This is a genomic window from Arthrobacter sp. fls2-241-R2A-200 (assembly GCF_030209745.1).
Lineage (GTDB): Bacteria > Actinomycetota > Actinomycetes > Actinomycetales > Micrococcaceae > Arthrobacter.
In genome coordinates this window covers 262,053-286,451 of sequence record NZ_JARVRJ010000009.1, presented here as the reverse complement: position 1 = coordinate 286,451, position 24,399 = coordinate 262,053, and the positions used below count along the sequence as shown (strand labels likewise).

Here is a 24,399-nt window from a genome sequence, read left to right as displayed (position 1 = left end):
CGCCGGGGCAGCCAGCCGCGAACGCTCCTTGGACCCCCTCTGGAAATTAGTAGGAAGTCCGAGTATATTCGGTTTCAGAGATGACCTGGATCACAGTTGGTCACGTGTTCCTCGCCGGCCCCAGCAGCCGGCGGAACGGTAGTCATTCACGATGCAAAGGAGCATTTCCACCATGGTGCGCGAACTTTCCCACTACATAGATGGCCAGAGGATCGACGGCACGTCCGGTCGCTTCAGTGACGTTTACGATCCCTGCACGGGCGAAGTCCAGGCGCGGGTTCCGTTGGCCAGCGCCGATGAGGTGCGCAACGCCGTCGCCAATGCCGAGAAAGGCCAGCTCGAATGGGCGGCCATGAACCCGCAGCGCCGGGGACGGATCCTGCTCAAGTTCGTGGACCTGGTCAACGAGAACATGGACGAACTTGCCACACTCCTGTCCTCCGAACATGGCAAGACGTTCGCGGACGCCAAGGGCGATATCCAGCGCGGCGTCGAGGTGGTGGAGTTCTCCGCCGGCGCCCCGCACCTGCTCAAAGGTGAGTTCTCGGACAACGCCGGCACGGGGATCGACGTGCATTCCCTCCGCCAGCCACTGGGCGTCGTTGCAGGCATTACGCCCTTCAATTTCCCGGCCATGATCCCGCTCTGGAAGTCTGGCCCCGCGCTTGCCGCAGGCAACTCCTTCATCCTCAAGCCCTCCGAACGGGACCCCTCGGTTCCGCTCCGCCTGGCCGAACTCTACAGCGAAGCCGGTGTGCCGAACGGTGTCTTCAACGTGGTCAACGGCGATAAGGAAGCCGTGGATGCGCTGCTTGAAGACCCACGCGTGCAGGCCGTTGGCTTCGTGGGCTCCACGCCGATCGCCCAGTACATCTACGCCACCGCCGCCGCTCACGGCAAGCGCGCGCAATGCTTCGGCGGGGCGAAGAACCACATGGTGATCATGCCCGACGCCGATCTCGACATGGCCGCCGACGCCCTGATCGGTGCCGGATACGGATCCGCAGGGGAGCGCTGCATGGCCATCTCCGTGGCCGTGCCGGTGGGGCAGGAAACGGCAGATGCCCTGGTGGCTAAGCTGAGCGAGCGCGTGAAGGACCTGAAAGTGGGCCACAGCCTGGCCAAGGATTCGGACTTCGGGCCAGTCGTGGCGGCCTCCGCGAAGGAAAGGATCGAGGGCTACATCCAGTCCGGCGTGGACGAAGGGGCAACGCTGGTGACCGACGGGCGCGGCCTCACCGTGGACGGCTATGAGGGCGGATTCTGGGTTGGTCCCACGCTGTTCGACAACGTCACCAGCGACATGAAGATCTACAAAGAAGAAATCTTCGGACCCGTCCTCAGCGTGTTGCGCGCGGCCGATTACGACGAGGCACTCAGGCTCTGCAACGAGCACGAGTTTGGCAACGGCGTCGCCATTTTCACGCGCGACGGCGACTCGGCCCGCGACTTCGCGAGCCGCGTCCAAGTAGGCATGGTGGGTATCAACGTCCCAATCCCCGTACCTATCGCGTACTACACGTTCGGCGGCTGGAAGGCCTCCGGTTTCGGCGATCTCAACCAGCACGGGGCCGACGCTTTCCGCTTCTACACCAAGACCAAGACCGTGACGTCGCGGTGGCCTTCCGGCATCCGCCAAGGGGCCAGCTTCGTGATGCCGGCAGGCAGCTGATGGAGGCACTGGACACCGGGATCGTGCAAACCGCGGACGTTCAGTTTGAGCGGCGCGGACACCTGGGCGTGGTGACGCTCAACCGCCCCAAGGCCGTCAATGCGCTCAACTTAGGCATGGTCAAAGCCATGTTCCAGCAGCTCAGCGCCTGGGCCGACGACGACGACGTCGCCACGGTTTTGGTCCGCGGCGCCGGAGACCGGGGGCTGTGCGCAGGTGGGGACATCGTCGCTATCTACAAAGACATGCTGCACGGCGGGGCCGAGACTGCCGGGTTCTGGGCAGAGGAGTATCGCTTGAACTCCCTCATATCGCGGTTCCCCAAGCCTTACGTCGCCTTCATGGACGGGCTGGTCCTTGGTGGGGGCGTCGGCATTTCAGCCCACGGCTCAGTTCGCATCGTCACCGAGCGGACGCGAACGGGCATGCCGGAAACCACTATCGGCTTTGTCCCGGACGTAGGCGGCACGCTGTTACTGTCCCGTGCGCCGGGCGAAACAGGAACGCACGCTGCGTTGACCGGCGCCCACCTGACCGGGGCGGATGCCCTGTTCCTCGGGCTCGCGGACCACTTCGTGCCGTCCGAAAGCCTGCCCGCACTGGCAGAAGCGCTGGAAAGCTCGAAGGCGGAGGCCGCCGTCGAGCGCTATGCCCAAGCGGCGCCGGACTCGGCACTGGCAGTGCAGCAAGAGTGGATCGACCCTGCCTACGCGCACGACGCCGCAGAGGACGTTGTGCGAAGCCTGCGCTCGCTGGGCGGTGAGGCTGCTGCTGCCGCAGACACTATCGAAGCGAAGTCGCCGACGTCGGTGAAGGTCACCTTGGAGTCGTTGCGACGCGTTCGGGGGCTCTCGCTCGAGGAGGCGCTTGACCAGGAATACCGCGTGGGCCTGCGGTGCTTGGCAGGGCCGGACTTCCGCGAGGGTATCCGCGCCCAAGTGGTGGACAAGGACCGCAATCCACGCTGGAAACCAGCCACGCTCGCCGAGGTGCAGGCGTCCGACGTCGAGGGCTACTTCGCGCCGCTCGGCGAACGGGAACTTGGGCTTCACGAGTCCGCCATCAGCAGCAAGTCAAAGGAGACGACATGACAGAGAACGCATCCTCAACGGGACTCATCGCTTTCCTGGGGCTCGGCCACATGGGTGGGCCCATGGCTGCCAACCTCATCAAGGCCGGTCACGACGTCGTTGGCTATGATCCGGTCCCGGCGGCAGTTGAAGCAGCGACTGCACACGGCATCCCCATGGTTTCTTCCCCCGCTGAAGCTGTTGCCGGCGCAGCCATCGTCCTGACCATGTTGCCCAGCGGCAAGCATGTGTTGGATGCCTACCGCGGCGTGGACGGCCCCGGGCTGTTGAGCGTTGCCGCAGCAAACACGCTGTTCCTGGACTGTTCCACCATCAACGTGGACGAGGCCCGGGAAGCGGCGGCCATTGCGCTGGACGCCGGACACCGCTCGGTGGATGCACCCGTTTCCGGGGGTGTGGTGGGGGCTGAGGCGGGCACTCTGACCTTCATGGTGGGTGCGCTGCCTGAAGACTTTGAGACCGTGCGGCCCATCCTTGAGCTCATGGGCAAGAGGATCGTCCACTGCGGTGACCACGGCGCCGGGCAGGCCGCGAAGGTCTGTAACAACATGATTTTGGGCGTATCCATGATCGCCGTTGCCGAGGCTTTCGTCCTCGGCGAGAAACTCGGGCTCACCCATCAGGCATTGTTCGACGTCGCATCCAACGCGTCCGGTCAATGCTGGGCGCTCACCACCAACTGTCCGGTTCCCGGCCCTGTTCCCACGAGCCCGGCAAACCGTGACTACCAGCCCGGCTTTGCGGGGGCATTGATGGCCAAGGACCTGCGCCTCGCGTTGAATGCGCTGGAAAGCACGGGTGTTGCCGCGCAGATGGGGCCGCTCGCCTCGCGTATATATGACGACTTCGCGTCGGGCGACGGCGCCGGCAGGGACTTTTCCGGCATCATCACCGAGATCCGCGATAAGTCTGTGTGAGAGCTTGTACTTAGCATTTCGTGTAGTGGGCAGTTCGTGTACGTGAGAAATGGTCGAGAGGGAGAGCATGGCTGAGCAGTACCGGAACATAATGGTCGAACGCAGGGATCGCGTGGGCTTGGTGACCTTGAACCGGCCGTCAGCCTTGAATGCGCTGAACACGGAACTGATGAATGAGCTGGTCTCCGCAGTGAAAGAGATGGACACCGATCCGGACGTGGGCGCCGTGGTGATCACGGGCTCTGCCAAGGCGTTCGCGGCCGGTGCGGACATCAAAGAGATGTCCTCCAAGACCTACATGGAGATGTATGCCGCGGACTGGTTCCGGCACTGGGAAGACCTCACCAGGCTCCGCATCCCCGTGATCGCAGCGGTGTCCGGGTTTGCCCTGGGTGGCGGATGCGAGCTCGCCATGATGGCCGATTTCATCATTGCCGGGGACAACGCCAAGTTCGGCCAGCCGGAAATCAATCTTGGCGTGATTCCCGGTATGGGAGGCTCGCAGCGGCTTACCCGTGCCGTGGGCAAGGCCAAGGCGATGGACATGGTGCTGACCGGGCGTTTCATGGATGCCGAGGAAGCCGAGCGTTCCGGCCTTGTGTCCAGGGTTGTTCCCGCCGAGGACGTGGTGGAGGAGGCACTCAAAGCCGCCGAGGTTATCGCCTCCAAGTCCAAGCCGGTTGCGATGGTGGCCAAGGAAGCGGTCAACGCTGCTTTCGAGTTGTCGCTGAGCCAGGGCGTCGTGTTCGAACGCAGGGTATTCCACTCATTGTTCGCCACAGAGGACCAGAAGGAAGGCATGGCCGCGTTCACCGAGAAACGCCAGCCCGAGTTCAAACACCGCTGACGCGCGGGTTGACGTGTATTGCCCGTGCCTCGGGCTAGACTCGGGGCACTGACGAATGGGGAGAGACATGTCAACGGAGATCGTTCAAACCGGGCAATCCAACATCGTGGCCCAGCCGGTGAACCGCCAAGCAATGGTCGCTGCTGCCATCGCGGTGCTGGCCTTGGCCGGGCTGTTCTTCGCGGGCATGGCGATCATCGCTGTCTTCGCCGTGGGTGCGGGCCACGTTGCGCTGAACCAGATCCAGCAGCGCCAGGAACGCGGCCGCGGCTTTGCCATCGGCGCCCTGGTGGTTGGCTATGGGATCGGGCTTGCCTCGTTGGTCTCAGCGTTGATCTTCGCGATGACCTCCTAACCCCTCACCGCGCGTCGAGGGGTTAGCTCTCGGCATTTACGAGCTCGCTTTGTGCCGAGAGCTAACCCCTCGCGGTAAGGAGTCCTGCTACTCTTCCGCGAAGTCTCCGGCGTCCCTGCGGAAGGTGCCGAGGACGCGGATGAGGTGATCGACGTCGTCGGGCCCGAATCCGGACTGCCCGAAAACTTCCGCGTTCAACGCCGCCGTCGCCTTCTTGGCCAGGCTGCGGCCCTCGGGGGTGAGTTCGATCAGCGTGGTCCGCCCGTCCGTCGGGTGCGGCGAACGGCTCACCAAGGCAGCCCGTTCCAAGCGGTCGACGGCGTTGGTCACCGAGGTGGGATGGACCTGCAGGAGCGCGCTGGCCTTATTCATGGGCAGCGCACCACTGCGTGCGAAGCTCAGCAACGCCAGGAGTTCGTACCTCGCGAAGGTCAGCCCGAACGGCTTGAGGACAGTTTCGATCCGCGCGAGCAGGATCTGTTGCGTACGCATGATCGCGGTGATGGCCGCCATGGGCGCGGCAACATCGCCCCATCCATGCCGTTCCCAGTTGCGCTGGGCGTCGGCGATCGGGTCGCGGGGAAGCGGGGTGCCCATGGGCCTCCTTGGTTGTTGGATGCCTAGTCTCTCAGATTCGGGAACTCTTCCTCTGTATATTCCACTCCCAAGCCCGCGGGAAGAGGTCCGTTGCCGTGCCGGGCAACCTCTGTTCCGCGCAGTTCAACCCGCCTGATCTTGCCTGAAATGGTCTTGGGTAGTTCGCCGAATTCGAGCCGACGTATCCGCTTGAATGGTGCCAGGTGGGTGCGGCAATACCTCAGGATGTCTTCGGCTACCGCCGGGCCTGGCTCGTACCCGGCAGCCAGGACCACGAACGCCTTGGGCACTGACAACTTCACGGCATCCGGCGATGGGACCACCGCCGCTTCTGCCACGGCGGGGTGCTCGATCAGGACGCTTTCGAGTTCGAACGGGGACAGGCGGTAATCGGAAGATTTGAAGACGTCGTCATCCCGGCCCACATAGGTGATCACGCCGTCGGCATCGCGGCTGGCCATGTCTCCGGTGTGGTAGTAGCCGTTGCGGAAGGCGTCGGCCGTTTTCGCTTCGTCGCCGAAGTATCCTTTCATGAGCCCCACGGGCCGGGGATCCAAGCGCAAGCAGAGTTCGCCGTCGTCGGCTTCTTGCCCGGTGGCCGGGTCTACCAGGACGACGTCGTAACCGGGCAGTGGGCGCCCCATGGAACCGATCTTCACGGTTTGGGCAGGAGTGTTGGCGATCTGGACCGTGGATTCGGTCTGTCCGAAACCATCGCGGATGGTGACCCCCCAAGCGTCCTCGACTTGCCCGATGACCTCGGCGTTCAGTGGCTCACCGGCGGAAACGACCTTGCGCGGCGGGGTGGCGAGCTGCTTGAGGTCGGCTTGGATCAGCATGCGCCACACGGTGGGGGGAGCGCAGAAGCTCGTGACTCCTTCGCGGCCCATCTGGTCCATCAGGGCAGCTGCGTCAAAGCGTTCATAGTTGTAGATGAAGACGCACGCCTCTGCGATCCACGGCGTGAACACATTGGACCAGGCATGCTTGGCCCAGCCAGGTGATGCGACGTTGAGATGCACGTCGCCGGGCTCCAGGCCAATCCAGTACATGGTGGACAAATGGCCCACCGGGTACGAGGTGTGGGTGTGCTCCACGAGCTTGGCCCGCGAGGTTGTGCCCGAGGTGAAGTAGAGCAGCAGGGTCTCATCCCCTCGGGTGGGGCCGTCGGGGGTGAAGTCCGTCCCGGCGTCGTACGAATCTGCGTACTGCAACGCCTCGGTGTTGGCGGGCTCGGAACCCACCTCGATCAGCGTGTAGGACCCCTCGACGGCGGCGAACTTGCCGATGTTGGCGCTGCCGACCGCTACCCAGTGGGCCCCGCCCCGTTCCACCCGGTCCTGCAGGTCGCGGGCGCCCATGAGCGTGGTGGTGGGGATCATTACGATTCCCAATTTGATCCCGGCGAGCATGAGTTCCCAGAGTTCCACTTGGTTGCCGAGCATGATGATCATGTGGTCGCCGCGCTTCACGCCTTGGTTCCTCAGCCAGTTGGCCAGCTGCGATGACCTTTCGGAGAGTTCCTTGTACGAGCGGCGCGTGGAGCTGCCGTCCTGTTCCACGATGACCAGCGCGGGTTTGTCCGCCTTCTGCGGCTCCGCGGCGATCTGGTCGAACCAGTCGAGGGCGAAATTGAACTCCTGGAAACGTGGCCATTCGAATTCGGCGTGCGCCTGCTTGTAGTCTTCGCGCAGCTCGAGCAGGCGATCTCGGGCCGTACGGAAGTCATCTGTGACTGTCATAGTCTGCCTTTCGCTGGGGCTTCGGCACCATTGCCGGCCAATCCCGTCTAGTGATCCATATCACCTTGCAATATACTAGGACATCCAAGGGTTTGGAAGAGCCTCCGTGGACATGACGAAGGGGAGTAATGCTCCAAGAACAAGCGGCCGGCCCGGTTACCGACGGCGCCGCCCAAGAACGCGCCCAGCCTCCTTATCCGGAGGCGGACCTCATGCACGTAGTGGATCTGCTCCCCACCGAGGAGCGGGCCAGGTACTTCGAGATCAGGGAGTTCCTGCAAACAAGGATCCGCGCGGCCAGTATCGACTACTGGAACCGGGAAGAGTTTCCCACGGGTCTGTTGGCGGACATGGCCAAGTATGGCCTCGGCAGGCTCCAGACCGACGGCTCCTCAAAGCTGTTCAAGGGCCTCATGTACACCGAAATCGCGCGCGCCGACGTCTCTCTGTCAGCCTTGGTGGGCATCCACAACGAGCTCATCGTTGGCATGATTCATGAGCTCGGCTCCGACGAACAGAAACGCCGCTGGCTGCCAGGACTTGAAGCGTTCACCCAGTTGGGTGCCTTTGCGTTGACGGAACCGGACCACGGCTCGGACATCGCCGGAGGACTCTCGACGACGGCACGGCGCGACGGCGATGAATGGGTCATCAACGGCGCCAAGCGATGGATCGGGGCCGGCACCATCGCCGACTTGGCTCTGGTTTGGGCGCGTGATGAAGCCGACGGCGGCATCAAAGGCTTCATCGTGGAGACCGAACGCGCCGGGTATAAGGCCACGAAGATCTCCAACAAGATCGGCCTGCGCATCATGCAGAATGCGGACATCACCTTGGATGAGGTGCGCATTCCTCTGTCGAACCTCCTGCCGGGAGCCACCGCATTTTCACGTGCCAACGATCTGCTGCGGGATTCCCGTGCCTGGGTGGGGTGGCAAGCTGCCGGTATCCAGTTGGCTGCCTTTGACATCGCACGCTCGTACGCCCTGGACCGCAAGCAGTTCGGGAAGGAGCTTGCCCGCTTCCAGCTTGTCCAACAGCAGCTGGCGGACATCTTGGGCAACGCGAACGCTTCCCTGTCCATGATGGTGGAGCTCGCGCGGATCCAACAGGCGGGAAAGCTCGAGATGGTACAGGCCGCCATGTGCAAGGCCACCACCACCAGGCTGGCCCGCTCTTCGGTGGCGATGGGCCGGTCTTTGCTGGGGGGCAATGGGATCACCACCGACTATGAGATGGGCAAGCTTTTCGGTGACGCGGAGATCCTGTACACGTACGAGGGCAGCTATGAGATCAACTCGATGATCGTGGCGCGAGCGGTAACGGGGAAGTCAGCGTTCGTTTAGGCCACCCCTGCTGGCGGGGCGTTGTGCCGCTTCGCTGATAATGGCCCGGAGCTCATCCCGGAACGCGTCAACGTCCTGGGTCACACCTTCCAAGATTCCCCGTTCCAAGGCGTGGGCTTGTTGGAGCAGGGCCGTGCCCGTTGCGGTGATGGACACTGTTTGGTTGTGCCGGCTGGTCCGCCTGCGCCGGCGGTTGATGCAACCCCTGAGCTCGAGCCGTAGCAGCAGCGGGCCCAGGGTTTGCGGCTGGGCCCGCATGATCGTGGCCAGTTCGTCCTGGGTGACGGGCCCCGCGGCTACCAGTGCGTCCAGGGCGACCACTGCCGGAAATGTCAGGCCAAGGGCTCGTAACTCTTCTTCCCACCGCTGCTCGACCAACCGGGCCGCCGCGGAGAGCAAGCGGGCTGTACCCCACTGTTGCGCATCAGGCATATGCAACCGTCCCGTCGTCGGCAGCGAGTACGGGCCGGTGGACCAAGGGGCAAAAGCTAAGTAACCTGATGATCTACAGCGTAGGCATGTTGGTGCGGATTCGCCAACAGTAAGTCGCAGTGGAAATTCTAGTATTCGAGATATGAAATTATCTTGATCGCCTTTATTGCTCCGAAATACAAGAAACAGTCCAAAGCACTTTGGACTGTTTCTTGAAGGTTCCCGCAGGTGGAGGCGTTAGAGGTTCTTATCGGCATAAACGCGCAAGGCATCCCTGACAAATGCGGCCCCGACCTCTCCGCCGTAATTCGCGGCGAACCGCGGATCGGCGACGTACATTTCACCGAGTCCGGTGAGGTACCCCTTTACATCACCGCCGGGAGCCGCCGTCGGCGTGCCTGGAATCCCCGTAAGCCACTCGACATGCCTGCGCGCAAGGTCCTGGGCCTCTTGGCTGTCAGGAGCAGTGCCGGACTTCGATGCGGAGATCCAATCCGCACCCAGTGCACGGACGCGCTCCTGCCACTGCTGCTTGTCCTCGGGACTCATGCTCCGCCACCAGGTGTCGCTGGCGGCATAAGCGTCCTTGCCCCAGCGCTGCTCCACCTCGTCCTTGTATTGCGTGTGGTCAAAGCCGTCAAACATGTCCTTTGCCATGTACTTTCCATCCCCTTTCAACGATTCGATGGTCTGCTGGACGGAGGCGATCTGCCGCGTCAGCCGCTCTTGCTCCTGGCGTAGCCAGACAAGGTGGCCCGTGAGGGCCTTCGCGGTGTCTGTCTCGCGGCGAAGGACCTCGGCGATGGCCGTCAGCCCAAGCCCCAGTTCCCGGAGCAGCAAAATACGCTGAAGCTGCACCAACGCCGGACCGTCGTAGTAGCGGTAGCCGTTGTGTCCGATCCGGCTTGGCTTCAGTAGCCCGACGTCGTCGTAGTGGCGCAACGTCCGGCTGGTGGTACCCGCCATCTTGGCGATTTCCTGAATGGACCAGTCCATCCATGCCTCCGTCCTGCCTGTACCTTCGACTCTAGGGGTTGACGCAACGTCAAGGTCAAGGTGTTTTTGGCAGGGTTCGCAAACCGTCAGTCAGCGAGGATCAGGTACAGCGCGCGACGGGTCTCGTCGAGCTTCGCTATGGCAGCCTGACGCTGTTCCTCGGTGGCAGAGCCGCGGAATTGGTGGATGACTCCCATGAGCTTGCCAACGCTCTGGTGGAAGGCCTGACCGGTGGAGTCCGCTTCCGTGTTCCAGGCGTTGGCCAGCTCTTCCTCATGCTCGGCAACATAAGCGCGGCCGTCGTCCGTGAGGGTGAATTCCGTGCGGCGCCCTTCTCCGACGGCCACAATGAGCTCTTCATCCACCAGTTGCTGGAGCGTCGGATAGACGGAGCCCGGGCTGGGCCGCCATGCGCCGGAGGTCTTCTCGGCGATGGTTTTGATCAGGCCGTAACCGTTCGACGGCGACTCGGCAAGCAGTGAAAGAATCGCCGCGCGCACGTCCCCTCGATTGGCGCGACGTGGGCCGCCGGGTCCAAAGCCGCGCGGTCCGAATCCGCCAAATCCGCCGGGTCCGGGTCCAAATCCGGGTCCAAATCCGGGCCCGAAGCCTCCGCCGCCGTGCCCGCCGGGTCCGCGGCGGCCCCTGCCTTGGTTGAAGCGACCGCGTCCGTGTCCGTGGTGGTCGCCGTGTTCATGGTTCCCGGGGCCGTACCCGGGGAGGTTGTTTTCGTTGTCATTGATGCCTTTCATAGCAGCATCGTCCTTTCGGTTGTTGTGCCGCCGAAGGAGTATCGGCGATAGTTAACGATATATCGGTGACTATCGAACCGTCAAGAGGTGCAGGAGCGTTTAAACGACGACGGCGGGTGCCGGCTTCCTGAGGAGCCGGCACCCGCCGTCGGGGGTTGCTGTTGGACGTAAAGGCTATTGCCACCACGTATCAAAGATCGTGACCGGAACAGTCCGCTTGTGGCGCGTCCGGAGGTACTTCTGCTCCAGGCCCTCGGCAACCTCCTCCGGGACCTCGCGGCCCTCCAGGTAGTCATCAATCTGGTCGTAGCTGATGCCGAGTTCGTCCTCGTCGGTCCGGCCCGGCCTGTCGTCGAGGAGGTCGGCGGTGGGGACCTTTTGCCAAACCCGCGCGGGAGCGCCCAGCTCGGCAAGAACTATGCGGTTCTGGCGCTTGTTCAAACCGAACAGCGGCAGGATGTCCGCACCGCCGTCGCCGTATTTGGTGAAGAAACCGGTCACCGATTCCGCGCCGTGGTCGGTGCCGACCACCAAGTAGTTGTGCTCGCCGGCAAGGGCATACTGGGCAGTCATGCGCGCCCGTGCCTTGGTGTTGCCCTTGTGGAAATCGGAGATGGCGGCGCCGGTGGTCTTCTGGAACTCATCCTCAAAGCCGTCCACCGCCGGGGCGATGTTGAAGGTCCATTCGGTCTTGGCGTTGATGAAGTCAAGCGCGGCCTGGGCGTCGTCTTCATCATGCTGGACGCCGTAGGGGAGGCGGACGGCGACAAAGTTGGCCTCGACGCCGTCGGCCTCGAGCTCTTCGACCGCAAGTTGGCACAAGCGCCCTGCCAGTGTCGAGTCGATCCCGCCCGAGATGCCCAAGACGAAACCCTTGGTTCCCGTTGCTTTCAGATAGTCCTTCAAGAAGGCGACCCGCTTGCGGACCTCCTCCGCAGGATCGATCCGGGGCTGGACGCCCATTTCCTCAATGATCTTTGCCTGGAGTTCGCGCATGTGTTCCACACTAGCCAGCGCGGTCCATGCCGCTCAACCATATTGCGTGAAGTCTCGTGGACGTCAGCCCTGCTGGGGAGCCGAACCTGTCGATCCGCGCACGGTCAGGTGGGTGGGCATGACCGCCAAGCGCCGACTCGAGGCCGAACGCAGGGGACCCAACTGTGCCAGCAGCATGGACACCGCAACGCGTCCGGCCTGTTCGATGGGCGAGGCCATGGTGGTCAAGGGCGGGTTGCAAAAGTCTGCCCCGAAAATGTCGTCACAGCCAACGATGCTCATGTCTTCGGGAACGCGGATGCCGCGCTCGCGGAGCCGCTGCAGCATCCCGATGGCCAGCAGGTCGTTGAAGACGATGCATGCGGTGGCCCCAGTACGGACAGCAGCGTCAGCCGCGGCGGCACCGGACGTCATCTTGGGGGCGAACGGGCCCACGCGGGACGTGGTGAGCCCGCGGTCCCGGGTCTCGTCGTCGAACGTTTTCCACCGTTTGGCATTGGACCATGACGACGACGGTCCGCCCACGTAGCAAATCCTGGAATGGCCCAACGAGGTGAGGTGTTCGAGCGCCTGGATCACGGCTCCTGGCGTGTCGATCATGACCGTCGGGGCGTAGGAAGAGGAGCGGTTGATGGTCACGATTGCCTGGTTGGCTGCAGCCTCGGCCAACGTGGCGTCCGAAAGGCGGGACGCGGCGAGAATGAACCCGTCAGCTGTTCGCTGCATCTTGCGCAGGGTGTCGGCTTCCATCTCCGCGGATTCTTCAGTGTCCACCAACAACTGGGTATAGCCGGCGGCCTTGAGTTGGTTCTGCGTGCCTCGGATGATGTCGAAATAGAACGGATTCGTGACGTCGGGGACCAGCAGGGCGATGGCATTGGTACGCCCCGAACTCAGCCCCCGGGCCTGCGAGCTCGGAACGTAATTCAGCTCCGCAGCGATCTTCTCGATCCGTTCGCGCGTCACGCGATTGACGCGGTCCGGGTTGGACAGTGCCCGGGACACGGTGGAGGTGGCCACGCCGGCGAGCGCAGCGACGTCGCGAATGGTTGGTGCTGTTCCGGTGTGCCGCGTTGGTGCATCTGCCATGGTGAGCCTTTCGAAGGTGAGCCCATTGCACCATCCTTGGCAACTTTTGGCAAACGATTGCCGCACGGTTTGCCTACTCCTAGACTCAAGGCCAAGCCCTGTGACGTACGCAGTGGGCGGCTTGACCGCCGGAGGAGTCAAATAACCATGACAGATCCAGCAAAAGTTGAGTGGACGTTGTCGGGCTTTGGAGACGAAATCAATGACGACCCCGCCCAGCAGATCGCGGTGCTGCAGGCTTTGGGGGCCAACCACATCGAAGTACGCAGCGCCTGGGGAACCAACATCGTGGACCTCGACGCACAGCAGCTCAGGGCGTTGAAGGAACTCCTTGACGCCGCAGGCATGGGAGTCTCTGCCATTGCCTCGCCCATCGGCAAGGTGGACGTGACCCTGCCCGTTGAGCACGAAGTGGAACGGCTGCGGCGCGCGGCCAACGCTGCCCACGTCCTGGGCGCGCGCTACATCCGGATCTTCTCGTTCTACTACGGAGAGAACGTGGCGGTGGAAAGCATCCGGGATGACGTCCTCGAGCGGATGCGTGCGCTGGCTGCGGTAGCCGAAGAAGAGAACGTGGTGCTGCTGCACGAGAACGAGAAAGACATTTTTGGCGATACCCCGGATCGCGTCCTGGACATCATCGAGTCCGTGGCATCCCCGGCGTTGAAGGTGGCGTGGGATCCGGCGAATTTCGTCCAGGTGGGCGTCAAACCGTTCGAGGAAGCCTATGCGAAACTGCGTCCGCACCTGGAGTACCTGCAGGTCAAGGACGCACGGTTCGCCGACGGCGTCGTGGTTCCGGCAGGTGAGGGCGACGGCGACCTGCTGCGCACGGTGGAGGCGCTGAAAGCAGACGGATTCGTGGGTTTCGCCAGCCTTGAGCCGCATCTGGCCGGGGCGCACGGGCTGGGGGGCTTTTCCGGACCTACTGCGTTCGGCATTGCAGCAAGGGCGTTTGCCAAAGTTTTGAACGAAGCCGGAGTGGAGACCAAGTGAGCACCAACACACCAGACACAACAATCAACGTTGCCATCGCAGGTTGCGGGAACATCGGCCGGACGCACGCCGCAGCCGTCGGTGAACTTCCCGGTCTCCGCATCACAGCCCTCGTGGACGAGATCCCCGAGGCAGCGGAAGCCCTTGCGCAGTACCTGGACGACGGCGGCTCATCACGCCCCGCCACTTTCGGCACCCTGCAGGAAGCGTTGGCGGGCGCCGACGTCGACCTCGTGGTCATAGCTACCCCCAGCGGACTGCACATCCAGCAGGCCCTGGAAGTACTCGAGGCGGGCAAACACGTCGTCATCGAAAAGCCCCTTGATGTGAACCTTGACCGTGCGGACGAGATCCTTGCAGCGGCCAAAGCTGCTGGGGAGAAGGGACTCGTTGCCAGCGTCATCAGCCAGCATCGCTTCGACCCAGCGAGCGTTGTGGTGGACCAGGCACGCCGCGACGGCCGTTTTGGCCGGCTAACCTCGGCCATCGCCTCGGTCAGCTGGTATCGAAGCCAGGGCTATTACGACTCGGGCGCGTGGCGCGGGACCTGGGCAATGGACGGCGGTGGCGCCGTGATGAACCAAGGCGTCCACACCGTTGACCTGTTGCTGTGGTTCCTTGGACGCCCCATCGAAATCAACGCCAAGACCGCGCTCCTTGCTCACACAGACGTGGAAGTTGAAGACACCGCTGTTGCCACTGTGGCGTTCGAATCTGGCGCTCTGGCCGTTCTGCACGCCACCACGGCGGCCTACCCTGGACTGACCGTCCGGTTGCAGATCATGGGCAGCAAGGGCTCGGCTGTGATCGACAACGACAACCTGGAGTACTTCCATGCTGCCGATCCCGAGGGCGATGCCGACAGCGGGCCCATGGGAATCCGAGGTGGCGGCAACCAGGCCGAGGCCGAGCTGGCAAAATTCCCTGAGCCGCCAACGGATCCCAACTTGGACCCCACCGTGTATCCCGCCGGCCACATCCGCCAGTACCGGGATGTGGTGGATGCCATCCTCAACGGCCGTCCCCCGGGAGTCACCGTCCAGGACGCCGTCATGGCCCTCGCCACTGTTCGGGCGCTCTACGTTTCGGCAACGCTCGGCCGTTCGGTCCTGATCGCGGACGTGCTGGAAGGAAAATACAACGACGTTGAAGTAAGCACCGGCAACTTTGAAGGGGTCACAGCATGAAGTTCTCAGTCTTTACAGCCTCGACGCCGGAATGGACTCCCCAGGAGGCCGCCACGGAACTCGCAGCCCAAGGCTGGGACGGAATCGAATGGCGCGTCATTGACCAGAACGACGCTCCAACGCCGGGATTCTGGGCCGGGAACAAGGCCACCTGGCCCATGACGGGCCTTCTCGATTCAGTTCCCGAGATCGCAAGGATCACCTCCGGCGCGGGTCTGGAGTACTCGGGCCTGGGCGGGTACGCCCGCTGTGACAACCACGACGACGTCGAGAGCGTTCTTGCCGCAACCGCAGCCTTGGGTGCCCGCCAAGTCAGGGTGAACGTCCTTCCCCTGGGCAACTCGACCATGGGCGGTCAGGAACCCACTGGCTTGTCCTACCCGGAACTCTTCGATTCCACCAGGGAACACTACAAATGGGTGGCCGAACGGGCCGCCCACCACGGAGTGAAGGCCCTCGTTGAACTGCACCATGGGAGCGTGACAGCCTCGGCGTCCTCTGCCCGCCGGCTCCTTGAAGGCCTGGACCCTCGCCATGTCGGGGTCATCCACGACCTCGGGAACCTGCTGATCGAAGGTTGGGAGTCCCCATTGCCTGCCCTGGAGCTGCTGGGGCCGTACCTGGCCCACATCCACGTGAAGAACGCGCGCTGGATCCGCACCGGGGACCTCGACGAGGCTGGTGCCGCTGTTTGGGTGAACGAGTGGGCGCCGCTGGCCGAAGGTCAGGGGAGCGTCCTGGACTATTTCAGGGCCCTTGCCGCGGTGGGTTACGACGATTGGGTGACTGTGGAGGATTTCTCCACTGATGTTCCCCTCGCAGAGCGCACGGCCGGAAACCTCACCTTCTTGCGGCGCGCAGCTGAACTCGCGGGGTTGAACGTCAACCGAAGCGAACACGTTTCCGCCGGTTCCACCCCGAAAGGCTGATCCATGCCAGAGTCCCTAGCCACCCACCCCGACCGTCTCCTTCCTGCAGACCCGGGAACGCGGCGGATCGCGCACTCCTTGCTTGAGCGCGTCCAGGACCTCCCGATCATTTCGCCTCATGGCCATGTGGACGCGTCAGTGCTCCAAAAGGACACTCCGTTCCCGGACCCTGCCGCCCTCCTGGTCACTCCGGACCACTACGTCACACGTCTGATCCATGCGTCCGGAATCGGGATGGACCGGCTTCAACCCGACGCCGGTGCGCGGGAGATCTGGCGGCAGTTCTGCCGGGCGTGGCCGCTTTTTGATGGGACCGCCTCCGGGTACTGGCTGAGGACGCAGTTCCAGACGGTCTTCGGGCTGCCAGGGGAGCTGAGCGCGGAAACGGCAGATGCCAGCTTCGACGCGATCTCGGCAAAACTCGCCGAGCCCGGGTTCCGGCCGCGGGAACTGTTCAAGGACTTCAATATTGAAGTCCTTGCCACCACCGATGATCCCTTGGATGACTTGGCCAGCCATCGGGCGCTTGCAACCGATCCCTCTTTTCACGGCCGCGTCCTTCCCACGTTCCGTCCGGACGCGTACGTGAACATCGCGCACCCGTCATGGGCGGCCAACGTGGAGCGGCTTATCAGCGAAGCGTCCGACGGCGGCAAGGGCTACCGCGGCTACATCACCGCACTGGAAAACCGGCGCCGGTATTTCGTGGAGCACGGGGCAGTGTCCGCTGATCACGGCGTCCGTACGCCCGCCACCCTGAAACTCGACGCCGCCGACGCCGAGGGACTCTTTGAACGGGCCCTGGCCGGCACGGCAAATGCCCAAGACCGTGACGCCTTCGAGGCGCACATGATGTATCAAATGGCCCGGATGTCGGTGGAGGACGGCCTGGTCATGACCCTCCATCCGGGCTCCTTCCGGAACCACCACGGTCCCACCTTCGAGGCCTTCGGCGGCGATACCGGCAACGACATACCGTTCGCGGTCAATTACACCGAAGCGGTCCGCCCCTTGCTCCAGGACTTTGGGACCGCGAAGGACTTCCACCTGGTGTTGTTCACCTTGGATGAGACGGTCTTCTCGCGCGAGCTCGCGCCGCTGGCGGGCTTTTACCCGTCTGTCTACGTGGGTGCTCCGTGGTGGTTCCTTGACGCCCCCGATGCCATGCTGCGCTTCCGGTCCGCTGTCACCGAGACCGCCGGCTTCTCCCGGACTTCGGGCTTTATCGATGACACCCGGGCTTTCTGTTCCATCCCGGCTCGGCACAATGCGTCCCGCAGGATCGAGGCCTCGTTCCTGGCACGCCTGGTTGCCGAGCACCGGATCAGCGAGGACCGCGCGCACGAGCTGATCGTCGACGTCGTCGACACTGCACCGAGGCGGGTCTTCAAACTATGAGTGCCGAGCCAAGATCAGAACTCCCACGGCTGGACCGGTCCCTCCAATCGGCCCCCAAGGCTCCGGTGCGGATCGTGCACCTTGGGTTGGGCGCATTCCACCGCTCACACCAGGCCTGGTACACCCAGCATGCCGGGGATGCCGCGGACTGGGGGATCGCAGCATTCACGGGACGAAGCCCCAAGGCCGCGGACACCCTGGCCGAACAGGACGGACTGTTCACGCTGGTGGAGCGTTCCGCGACCGGGGACTCCTACGAGGTTATCGGGAGCATCGTCGAAGCGGTGGACGCGGCCGACGTCGGACGCTTGGCGGAGCTGGTCGCGGCACCTGGCACGGCAATCGTCACCCTGACCATCACGGAGGCGGCATACGCGGTGGACGGTTCTGCCGGTTCTGTCGGTTCTGTCGGTTCGTCGTCGACGCCGATCGCCCGCTTGGTGGCTGCGCTCGCCGCCCGCAGGGACGCAGGCAGCGGACCGATCGCCGTCGTCAGTTGCGACAACCTGGCCGACAACGGAAGCGTGGCCCGTCACGCCGTTCGCGCGCTCGCCGAAGCACGTGACCCTGCCTTGGCCGTTTGGATTGACGGGAACGTCAGTTTCGTCAGCACGTCCGTTGACCGCATCACTCCGCGGACCACGGCGGCGGACCTGGCCTCGGTTGCCGACAATTGTGGGTACCGGGACGAGGCAGCAGTGGTGGCTGAACCGTTCCACAACTGGATCCTCAGTGGTGACTTTCCGGCGGGTCGGCCACAGTGGGAGGACGCCGGGGCCGTCTTCGTGGACAACCTCGAACCGTACGAGAACCGCAAGCTGTGGCTGCTCAACGGGGCGCATTCGATCCTCGCCTACGCCGGGCAAGTGCGAGGTCACGCGACCGTCGCCGAGGCTCTGTCCGACGCCGTATGCCGCGACGCAGTTGAGTCGTTCTGGGACGAGGCTGCGCGGCACCTTACCGATGACGCCTTGGCCATCCCCGAGTATCGGCAGGCCCTGCTGGAGCGCTTTGGAAACGCCAGGATCGCCCACATGCTGTCCCAGATCGCGGCGGACGGAACGGCGAAACTCCGCATGCGAGCACTGCCGGTTCTGGCCGCCGAACGCGCCGCGGGCCGCTCCGGCGACGCCGCGGCCCGCATGATCTCCGCCTGGATGACGTACGTAGCCACAACGGCTGAGTTCCAGGACCCACTCGCCGGAGACATCAGGCACGCCCTAACGCTCGACGGCGAAGCCCGATGCACTGCGCTGCTGGCGCTGCTCAGCCCTGAGCTTGCCCAGGACCGTGACTTGGTGGGGCAGCTACGTGGGCTGCAGGACGCTATGACCGCCACGATTGCCCGCTCTTAGAACCCCCGGAAGGACCCTCAACCATGAAAATCGTCGCCGCTGAAGTCTTCGTGACCAGCCCCTCCCGCAACTTTGTAACGCTCCGCATCACCACGGAGGACGGCGTCACAGGCATTGGCGACGCCACACTCAACGGCCGTGAGCTCGCCGTTGCCGCGTACCTCAAAGAACACGTTGCACAGTTGTTGATCGGCAAGGACCCGCACCGGATCGAGGACACCTGGCAGTTCCTCTACCGCAGTTCGTATTGGCGCCGCGGCCCGGTGACCATGGCGGCCATCGCCGCCGTCGACATGGCCTTGTGGGACATCAAGGGCAAGGTTGCCGGTATGCCGGTGTACCAACTTTTAGGCGGTGCTTCCCGGAACGGACTGCGTGCTTACGGGCATGCCTCCGGATCCGACATCCCGTCCTTGTTCGACTCCGTCCGCGAACATCTTGAGCTGGGCTATAAGTCCATCCGCATCCAGACCGCCGTCCCGGGCATCAAGGCCGTCTATGGGGTGGCCGCGCAGGCACAGGCCTCCGGTGAACGCTACGACTACGAGCCTGCCGGACGTGGCAACTTCCCCTTGGAAGAGGATTGGGACACCCGCGCCTACCTCCGCCACCTGCCCACCGTGTTCGAGGCTGTCCGCAATGAGTTCGGCCCCGAAATCCCGCTGCTCCACGACGGACATCACCGCATGACGCCCATCCAGGCAGCCAAACTCGGCAAAGCTCTGGAGCCCTATGACCTCTTTTGGCTGGAAGACTGCACACCGGCCGAGAACCAGGAAGGCCTGCGCCTGGTCCGCCAACACACCACAACTCCTCTGGCCATCGGCGAAATATTCAACACCGTGTGGGACTACCAGACGCTCATCAAGGAACAGTTGATCGACTACGTGCGGGCAGCCTCAACGCACTTCGGTGGCATCTCGCCCTTGAAGAAAGTCATGGACTTCGCCGCCCAGTACCAGATCAAATCGGGCTTCCACGGGCCCACCGACATCTCCCCGGTGGGCTTCGCCGCCCAACTGCACGTGGGCCTGGCCATCCACAACTATGGCATCCAGGAATATATGCAGCACTCAGACAAGACCAACGAGGTGTTCCAGCAGTCCATGACCTTCAAGGACGGCTATCTGCACCCCGGCGACCAGCCCGGCATCGGCGTCGAGTTCAACGAGGAAGCAGCCGCAGCGTTCCCGTACCAGCAGGCCTACCTGCCCTACAACCGCCTCGTGGACGGCACTGTTCACGACTGGTGAGAAGGTGTGCCGAACCATCAAATTGTGAACGCTAACAACCCTTCGCGTCAAGACCTGCAGTTGCGGTGACGGTCCGCAACCATTTTGTGATGTGCAGCACTTGACCCGCGGTATTGTTAGCGTTCACAATGGCATTCGCACTACCTTGATGTGGCACGTGGCACCCCTGGGCCACGGAACACAAAGCTTCACCTTTGCCGGACGCGCAGATGCTCCGGCTGCATCAGAGTTCGCGGCGATGCTGCCGCGGAAGGAGAGCAACGTGAGATTGAAGAAACTCCTGGGCACCGTAGCGGTTGTCCTGACCCTGGCTGTTGGAGTCACGGGCTGTGGCGGAAGCCGCGGAGGGGCTGCTGCAGACTCAAGCAGCACCGCCAAGCCCAGCGATTCCTTGGTCGGCATTTCGATGCCCACCCAGACGTCCGAGCGTTGGATCGCCGATGGCGCCAACGTTGAGAAATCCCTGAAGGACCTCGGTTACAAGACTGACCTGCAGTTCGCCAATGACGACATCCCCACCCAGGTGTCCCAGATCGAAAACATGCTGACGAAGGGCGCCAAAGCGCTCATCATCGCAGCGATTGACGGCACTACGCTGACCGATGTCCTGGCCAAGGCCAAGGAACAAAACGTCAAGGTCATTGCCTATGACCGCCTCATCAACGGAACGCCGAACGTTGACTACTACACCACGTTCGATAACTACACCGTTGGTGTCCAGCAGGCCACCTCCTTGCTGACCGGGCTTGGTCTGCTGGACAAGAGCGGCAACAAGGTAGCGGGTAAAGGCCCGTTCAACGTTGAACTGTTCGCGGGAAGCCCGGACGACAACAACGCCAACTTCTTCTGGACCGGCGCCATGGACACCCTGAAGCCATACCTGGATGCAGGCACGTTGAAGGTCCCCAGCGGCCAGGTGAAGTTTGAGCAGGCAGCGATCCTACGTTGGCAGGCCCCTGTTGCACAGAAGCGCATGGAAGACATCCTCACCTCCGCTTACAGCTCCGGAACCAAGTTGAACGGCGTCCTGTCTCCGTATGACGGCTTGTCCATCGGCATCATTTCGGCGCTGACCAGCACGGGTGGCTACTCCACCGGAAGCCTGCCGGTTGTCACCGGACAGGATGCCGAAAAGGGCTCGGTGAAGTCCATCATCGCCGGCGAGCAGTACTCCACGATCTTCAAGGACACCCGCCAGCTTGGCGCGCAGGCCGTGAAGATGGTCGACGCGGTGCTCAAGGGGGGCCAACCGGAAACCAACGACACCAAGACCTACAACAACAAGGTCAAGGTTGTCCCGGCTTTCCTTCTGAAGTCCGTCATCATCACCAAGGACAACTACCAGAAGGAACTCATTGACTCGGGCTACTACAAGGCATCCGACGTCAAGTAAGTAAGCACGTCCACGGTTGTGGTCCCGTCGTCCTGTTCGTTATCGTCCAGCACGGCGGGGCCACAACCTTCCCAAGAGCCTCCGAATCCTCGGATCGGCCAAGCTTTCAAACAGTCAGTGGGAATTGACGATGAACGTACCCATTCTTCAAATGCGAGGAATCACCAAGACCTTTCCAGGGGTGAAGGCCCTTCAGGACGTCACCCTGGACGTCAACCGGGGTGAAGTCCACGCCATCTGTGGCGAAAACGGAGCCGGGAAGTCCACCCTGATGAAAGTGTTGTCCGGCGTCTATGCGCACAACACTTTCGACGGCGACATCCTGTTCGAAAACGAACCCTGCGAGTTCTCCAGCATCTCGGACAGCGAGAAGCGCGGAATCGTGATCATCCACCAGGAACTGGCGCTGAGCCCGTACTTGTCAATCGCCGAGAACATCTACCTTGGCAACGAACTGGCCAGTAACGGCTGGGTGGACTGGCGGAAGACCAACCTGGAAGCGGCCAAGCTGCTGGCACGGGTGGGACTGAGTGAAAACCCGGTCACACCCATCCAGCAAATCAGCGTCGGCAAGCAGCAATTGGTGGAGATCGCCAAGGCGCTCTCCAAAGAGGTGAAGCTCCTGATCCTGGACGAGCCCACCGCAGCACTCAACGATGAGGATTCGGACCACTTGCTGGACCTCATCCTGCACCTCAAGGGCCAAGGCGTCACGTGCATCATCATCAGCCACAAGCTCAACGAGATTCGTAAAGTGGCCGACGCCGTCACCATCATCCGGGACGGAAAGTCCATTGAAACGCTTCGGCTCGATCAGGGCCAGATCACTCAGGAGCGCATCATCCGCGGCATGGTGGGCCGCGACCTCGAGAGCTTGTATCCCGAGCGGAGCCCCGTTATTGGCGAGGAGGTGCTGCGCATCGAGGACTGGACCGTTCAGCACCCCCAAGATCACGCCCGGATGGTAGTCAACGGCGCCAGTTTGAATGTCCGCAAGGGCGAAGTAGTGGGCCTTGCGGGCCTCATGGGCGCGGGCAGAACAGAGCTGGCCATGAGCGTCTTCGGCCGGACATACGGCCGTGCGGTCTCGGGCAAAGTCTACAAATACGGCAAAGAGATCGACACCAGCACTGTTTCCGGCGCCATCGGCCACGGCATCGCCTACGCTACCGAGGACCGGAAGCACTACGGGCTCAACCTGATCGAAGACATCAAGCGGAATATTTCCATGGCCGCCCTGCGAAAGCTGGCCAAGGGCGGTTGGGTGGACAAGAACGAGGAAACCACGGTCGCCAACCGTTACCGGAAGAGCATGAACATCAAGGCACCTTCGGTGGCTGCGATTACAGGCAAGCTCTCCGGCGGCAACCAGCAAAAAGTGGTGCTGAGCAAGTGGATGTTCTCCGATCCGGACGTCCTGATCCTGGATGAACCGACGCGGGGGATCGACGTCGGCGCCAAGTTCGAGATCTACACGATCATCGGCCAACTCGCAGCCGAAGGTAAGGCCGTCATTGTGATTTCCTCGGAACTTCCGGAGCTCCTGGGTATTTGCGACAGAATCTACACCCTGTCAGCAGGGCACATCACGGGCGAGGTTCCCATCGCCGAGGCCACCCAGGAAACCCTCATGCACTTCATGACCAAAGAGAAGGAATAGCGAACATGTCCGCCCTACGAGAATCCCTTGGCTTCCTCACAAGCCGCCTCCGCCAGGTTGGCATCTTCGTCGCCCTGATCCTGATCGTCCTGCTCTTCCAGGTCCTCACCAACGGCATCCTGCTGGAACCGCAAAACGTTTCCAACCTGGTGGTCCAGAACAGCTACATCCTGATCCTTGCCATCGGCATGGTGATGGTCATCATTGCCGGGCACATCGACCTCTCGGTGGGTTCTGTGGCCGGTTTCATTGGCGCCGTAGCCGGCGTCATGATCGTGCAGTGGGGCTGGCCGTGGTGGGCAGCCATCCCTGCGTGCTTGCTGGTGGGCGCACTCGTGGGAGCCTGGCAGGGCTACTGGATCGCCTACGTGGGAATTCCAGCGTTCATCGTCACCCTCGCCGGCATGCTGATCTTCCGCGGCCTGACCCTCATCACGCTGAAGAACCAGCAGATCACCCCCTTCCCCAACGAACTGCGTGCACTCGGTGGCGGCTTCCTGCCCGACATCTCCGGGGGCACCTCCGTGCTCGAATGGCTCACGGTGATCCTCGGTGTGGGCGGTACGGCGGCCATCCTGTTCCAGGCAATCAAGGAACGCCGAGTCCGCACAAAGTTCGCGTTGGAGAATGAACCGATGGCCTGGTTCGCCGTCAAGAACGGTTTCATCGCGGTACTGATGCTTATCATCACCTTCCTGCTTGCCAGCTACCGCGGCACGCCGATTGTGCTCGTGGTCCTGGCTGTGCTGGTCATCCTCTACTCGGCATTGATGAACAACAGCATCTTCGGCCGTCACACCTACGCAATCGGTGGCAACCTCCACGCAGCCGAACTCTCCGGCATCAAGACCAAAAGGGTGACGTTCCGCCTGTTTGTGAACATGGGTGTCCTGGCCGCCTTGGCCGGCCTCGTGTTCACCGCCCGCCTCAACTCGGCACAGCCGGCCGGCGGAACAGGCTTTGAACTGGACTCCATCGCCGCCGCCTTCATCGGTGGTGCAGCCGTCCAAGGCGGCATCGGCACGGTCGCCGGAGCCATGATCGGCGGCCTGATCATGGGCGTGCTCAACAACGGCATGTCCATCCTCGGCCTTGGAACGGACTACCAGCAGCTCATCAAGGGCCTGGTGCTCCTCCTCGCCGTCGGCTTCGACATCTTCAACAAGAACCGCTCGGGATCCGGTGGCGGCTCGTCGCTGACCAGGCGGTTCAAGTGGAAGACGACGCCCCCGGCCACCGAAACGGTGCCGAAGACCACAGCAGAGCCCGTGGGTGCCGACGCGAAGTAGCGCCTGGCAGCTCCAAACGGCCCGCATCCCGCCCTGTTTTGCACGGCGGGGTGCGGGCCGCATTGCCACCACCCGTGGCGACAACAGACAGCGACAACAGACAGCGA

At 62.9% G+C, this 24,399-nt stretch carries 21 protein-coding genes and 1 pseudogene; 15 read left to right on the top strand and 7 right to left on the bottom strand.

Annotated features, from left to right (window positions below; genetic code table 11):
- Positions 1–172 precede the first annotated feature (172 nt).
- From QRN42_RS11320 to QRN42_RS11300, 5 genes and pseudogenes are all read left to right on the top strand, one after another.
- A complete protein-coding gene (locus QRN42_RS11320) occupies positions 173–1,672 on the top strand; it encodes a CoA-acylating methylmalonate-semialdehyde dehydrogenase (protein WP_284979264.1) in 1,500 nt (499 codons plus the stop codon).
- Positions 1,672–2,727, top strand: a pseudogene (locus tag QRN42_RS11315) (enoyl-CoA hydratase/isomerase family protein); the annotation flags it as partial. The gene QRN42_RS11320 and the pseudogene QRN42_RS11315, both read left to right, overlap by 1 nt.
- The gene (mmsB, locus tag QRN42_RS11310) at positions 2,637–3,680 is read left to right on the top strand and encodes a 3-hydroxyisobutyrate dehydrogenase (protein WP_502869496.1); all 1,044 of its coding nucleotides are present in this window, start codon (positions 2,637–2,639) and stop codon (positions 3,678–3,680) included. The pseudogene QRN42_RS11315 and the gene mmsB (QRN42_RS11310), both read left to right, overlap by 91 nt.
- A 67-nt stretch (positions 3,681–3,747) precedes the next feature.
- On the top strand, positions 3,748–4,527 hold the full coding sequence (locus tag QRN42_RS11305; protein WP_284979262.1) for an enoyl-CoA hydratase: 780 nt from the start codon (positions 3,748–3,750) through the stop codon (positions 4,525–4,527).
- 67 nt (positions 4,528–4,594) lie between these two features.
- Positions 4,595–4,882, top strand: a complete 288-nt coding sequence (locus QRN42_RS11300) for a DUF4190 domain-containing protein (protein ID WP_284979261.1) — start codon at positions 4,595–4,597, stop codon at positions 4,880–4,882.
- A gap of 87 nt (positions 4,883–4,969) precedes the next feature.
- Here QRN42_RS11300 and QRN42_RS11295 read toward each other — a convergent pair whose 3' ends face one another.
- Together QRN42_RS11295 and QRN42_RS11290 are read right to left on the bottom strand one after the other, a co-directional pair.
- Entirely contained in the window at positions 4,970–5,479 is a 510-nt protein-coding gene (locus QRN42_RS11295) for a MarR family winged helix-turn-helix transcriptional regulator (protein ID WP_284975794.1), read from the bottom strand.
- Positions 5,480–5,502: 23 nt separating this feature from the next.
- On the bottom strand, positions 5,503–7,221 hold the full coding sequence (locus QRN42_RS11290) for an AMP-binding protein (protein ID WP_284979260.1): 1,719 nt from the start codon (positions 7,219–7,221) through the stop codon (positions 5,503–5,505).
- Positions 7,222–7,349: 128 nt separating this feature from the next.
- Here QRN42_RS11290 and QRN42_RS11285 point away from each other — a divergent pair, with 128 nt between their 5' ends.
- Positions 7,350–8,567 (top strand): acyl-CoA dehydrogenase family protein, encoded by a 1,218-nt coding sequence (locus QRN42_RS11285; RefSeq protein ID WP_284979259.1) that lies wholly within the window; start codon positions 7,350–7,352, stop codon positions 8,565–8,567.
- Here the strand turns inward: QRN42_RS11285 and QRN42_RS11280 are convergent.
- The 5 genes from QRN42_RS11280 to QRN42_RS11260 form a co-directional block, all read right to left on the bottom strand.
- Positions 8,553–8,999, bottom strand: a complete 447-nt coding sequence (locus QRN42_RS11280; protein WP_284979258.1) for a winged helix DNA-binding protein — start codon at positions 8,997–8,999, stop codon at positions 8,553–8,555. The two genes, QRN42_RS11285 and QRN42_RS11280, sit on opposite strands and share 15 nt — an antisense overlap.
- Before the next feature lie 237 nt (positions 9,000–9,236).
- Positions 9,237–9,995, bottom strand: coding sequence for a MerR family transcriptional regulator (locus QRN42_RS11275; protein WP_284979257.1), 759 nt, complete (start codon positions 9,993–9,995; stop codon positions 9,237–9,239).
- A gap of 86 nt (positions 9,996–10,081) precedes the next feature.
- Positions 10,082–10,747 carry a PadR family transcriptional regulator gene (locus QRN42_RS11270; RefSeq protein ID WP_284979256.1) on the bottom strand — a complete coding sequence of 222 codons (666 nt, stop codon included), beginning with the start codon at positions 10,745–10,747 and terminating at the stop codon, positions 10,082–10,084.
- A gap of 174 nt (positions 10,748–10,921) precedes the next feature.
- On the bottom strand, positions 10,922–11,743 hold the full coding sequence (nadE, locus tag QRN42_RS11265) for an NAD(+) synthase (protein ID WP_284979255.1): 822 nt from the start codon (positions 11,741–11,743) through the stop codon (positions 10,922–10,924).
- A gap of 63 nt (positions 11,744–11,806) precedes the next feature.
- Complete coding sequence (locus QRN42_RS11260) at positions 11,807–12,832, bottom strand: LacI family DNA-binding transcriptional regulator (RefSeq protein WP_284979254.1); 1,026 nt, start codon at positions 12,830–12,832, stop codon at positions 11,807–11,809.
- A gap of 147 nt (positions 12,833–12,979) precedes the next feature.
- Here QRN42_RS11260 and QRN42_RS11255 point away from each other — a divergent pair, with 147 nt between their 5' ends.
- The 9 genes from QRN42_RS11255 (at position 12,980) to mmsB (QRN42_RS11215) (ending at position 24,292) form a co-directional block, all read left to right on the top strand.
- The gene (locus tag QRN42_RS11255; RefSeq protein WP_284979253.1) at positions 12,980–13,828 is read left to right on the top strand and encodes a sugar phosphate isomerase/epimerase family protein; all 849 of its coding nucleotides are present in this window, start codon (positions 12,980–12,982) and stop codon (positions 13,826–13,828) included.
- The gene (locus QRN42_RS11250; protein ID WP_284979252.1) at positions 13,825–15,015 is read left to right on the top strand and encodes a Gfo/Idh/MocA family protein; all 1,191 of its coding nucleotides are present in this window, start codon (positions 13,825–13,827) and stop codon (positions 15,013–15,015) included. The genes QRN42_RS11255 and QRN42_RS11250 overlap by 4 nt, the downstream gene beginning before the upstream one ends.
- On the top strand, positions 15,012–15,944 hold the full coding sequence (locus QRN42_RS11245) for a sugar phosphate isomerase/epimerase family protein (protein ID WP_284979250.1): 933 nt from the start codon (positions 15,012–15,014) through the stop codon (positions 15,942–15,944). The genes QRN42_RS11250 and QRN42_RS11245 overlap by 4 nt, the downstream gene beginning before the upstream one ends.
- Before the next feature lie 3 nt (positions 15,945–15,947).
- On the top strand, positions 15,948–17,342 hold the full coding sequence (gene uxaC / locus QRN42_RS11240; protein ID WP_284979249.1) for a glucuronate isomerase: 1,395 nt from the start codon (positions 15,948–15,950) through the stop codon (positions 17,340–17,342).
- Entirely contained in the window at positions 17,339–18,697 is a 1,359-nt protein-coding gene (locus QRN42_RS11235) for a mannitol dehydrogenase family protein (protein WP_284979248.1), read from the top strand. Before uxaC ends, QRN42_RS11235 begins: the two co-directional genes overlap by 4 nt.
- 23 nt (positions 18,698–18,720) lie before the next feature.
- Positions 18,721–19,950, top strand: a complete 1,230-nt coding sequence (manD, locus tag QRN42_RS11230; protein WP_284979247.1) for a D-mannonate dehydratase ManD — start codon at positions 18,721–18,723, stop codon at positions 19,948–19,950.
- 262 nt (positions 19,951–20,212) lie between these two features.
- Entirely contained in the window at positions 20,213–21,343 is a 1,131-nt protein-coding gene (gene chvE, locus QRN42_RS11225) for a multiple monosaccharide ABC transporter substrate-binding protein (protein WP_350224875.1), read from the top strand.
- A gap of 130 nt (positions 21,344–21,473) precedes the next feature.
- A complete protein-coding gene (gene mmsA / locus QRN42_RS11220) occupies positions 21,474–23,003 on the top strand; it encodes a multiple monosaccharide ABC transporter ATP-binding protein (RefSeq protein WP_284979246.1) in 1,530 nt (509 codons plus the stop codon).
- Between the two features lie 5 nt (positions 23,004–23,008).
- Positions 23,009–24,292, top strand: coding sequence for a multiple monosaccharide ABC transporter permease (mmsB, locus tag QRN42_RS11215; RefSeq protein WP_284975779.1), 1,284 nt, complete (start codon positions 23,009–23,011; stop codon positions 24,290–24,292).
- The last annotated feature ends 107 nt before the right edge of the window (positions 24,293–24,399 follow it).

What these genes read in the sequence shown, in the direction of transcription:
- QRN42_RS11320 (WP_284979264.1), top strand. Translation starts at nt 173, where the DNA reads ATGGTGCGCGAACTTTCCCACTACATAGATGGCCAGAGGATCGACGGC.
- QRN42_RS11305 (WP_284979262.1), top strand. Translation starts at nt 3,748, where the DNA reads ATGGCTGAGCAGTACCGGAACATAATGGTCGAACGCAGGGATCGCGTG.
- QRN42_RS11300 (WP_284979261.1), top strand. Translation starts at nt 4,595, where the DNA reads ATGTCAACGGAGATCGTTCAAACCGGGCAATCCAACATCGTGGCCCAG.
- QRN42_RS11295 (WP_284975794.1), bottom strand. Translation starts at nt 5,479, where the DNA reads ATGGGCACCCCGCTTCCCCGCGACCCGATCGCCGACGCCCAGCGCAAC.
- QRN42_RS11290 (WP_284979260.1), bottom strand. Translation starts at nt 7,221, where the DNA reads ATGACAGTCACAGATGACTTCCGTACGGCCCGAGATCGCCTGCTCGAG.
- QRN42_RS11285 (WP_284979259.1), top strand. Translation starts at nt 7,350, where the DNA reads ATGCTCCAAGAACAAGCGGCCGGCCCGGTTACCGACGGCGCCGCCCAA.
- QRN42_RS11280 (WP_284979258.1), bottom strand. Translation starts at nt 8,999, where the DNA reads ATGCCTGATGCGCAACAGTGGGGTACAGCCCGCTTGCTCTCCGCGGCG.
- QRN42_RS11275 (WP_284979257.1), bottom strand. Translation starts at nt 9,995, where the DNA reads ATGGACTGGTCCATTCAGGAAATCGCCAAGATGGCGGGTACCACCAGC.
- QRN42_RS11270 (WP_284979256.1), bottom strand. Translation starts at nt 10,747, where the DNA reads ATGAAAGGCATCAATGACAACGAAAACAACCTCCCCGGGTACGGCCCC.
- nadE (WP_284979255.1), bottom strand. Translation starts at nt 11,743, where the DNA reads ATGCGCGAACTCCAGGCAAAGATCATTGAGGAAATGGGCGTCCAGCCC.
- QRN42_RS11260 (WP_284979254.1), bottom strand. Translation starts at nt 12,832, where the DNA reads ATGGCAGATGCACCAACGCGGCACACCGGAACAGCACCAACCATTCGC.
- QRN42_RS11255 (WP_284979253.1), top strand. Translation starts at nt 12,980, where the DNA reads ATGACAGATCCAGCAAAAGTTGAGTGGACGTTGTCGGGCTTTGGAGAC.
- QRN42_RS11245 (WP_284979250.1), top strand. Translation starts at nt 15,012, where the DNA reads ATGAAGTTCTCAGTCTTTACAGCCTCGACGCCGGAATGGACTCCCCAG.
- uxaC (WP_284979249.1), top strand. Translation starts at nt 15,948, where the DNA reads ATGCCAGAGTCCCTAGCCACCCACCCCGACCGTCTCCTTCCTGCAGAC.
- QRN42_RS11235 (WP_284979248.1), top strand. Translation starts at nt 17,339, where the DNA reads ATGAGTGCCGAGCCAAGATCAGAACTCCCACGGCTGGACCGGTCCCTC.
- manD (WP_284979247.1), top strand. Translation starts at nt 18,721, where the DNA reads ATGAAAATCGTCGCCGCTGAAGTCTTCGTGACCAGCCCCTCCCGCAAC.
- mmsA (WP_284979246.1), top strand. Translation starts at nt 21,474, where the DNA reads ATGAACGTACCCATTCTTCAAATGCGAGGAATCACCAAGACCTTTCCA.
- mmsB (WP_284975779.1), top strand. Translation starts at nt 23,009, where the DNA reads ATGTCCGCCCTACGAGAATCCCTTGGCTTCCTCACAAGCCGCCTCCGC.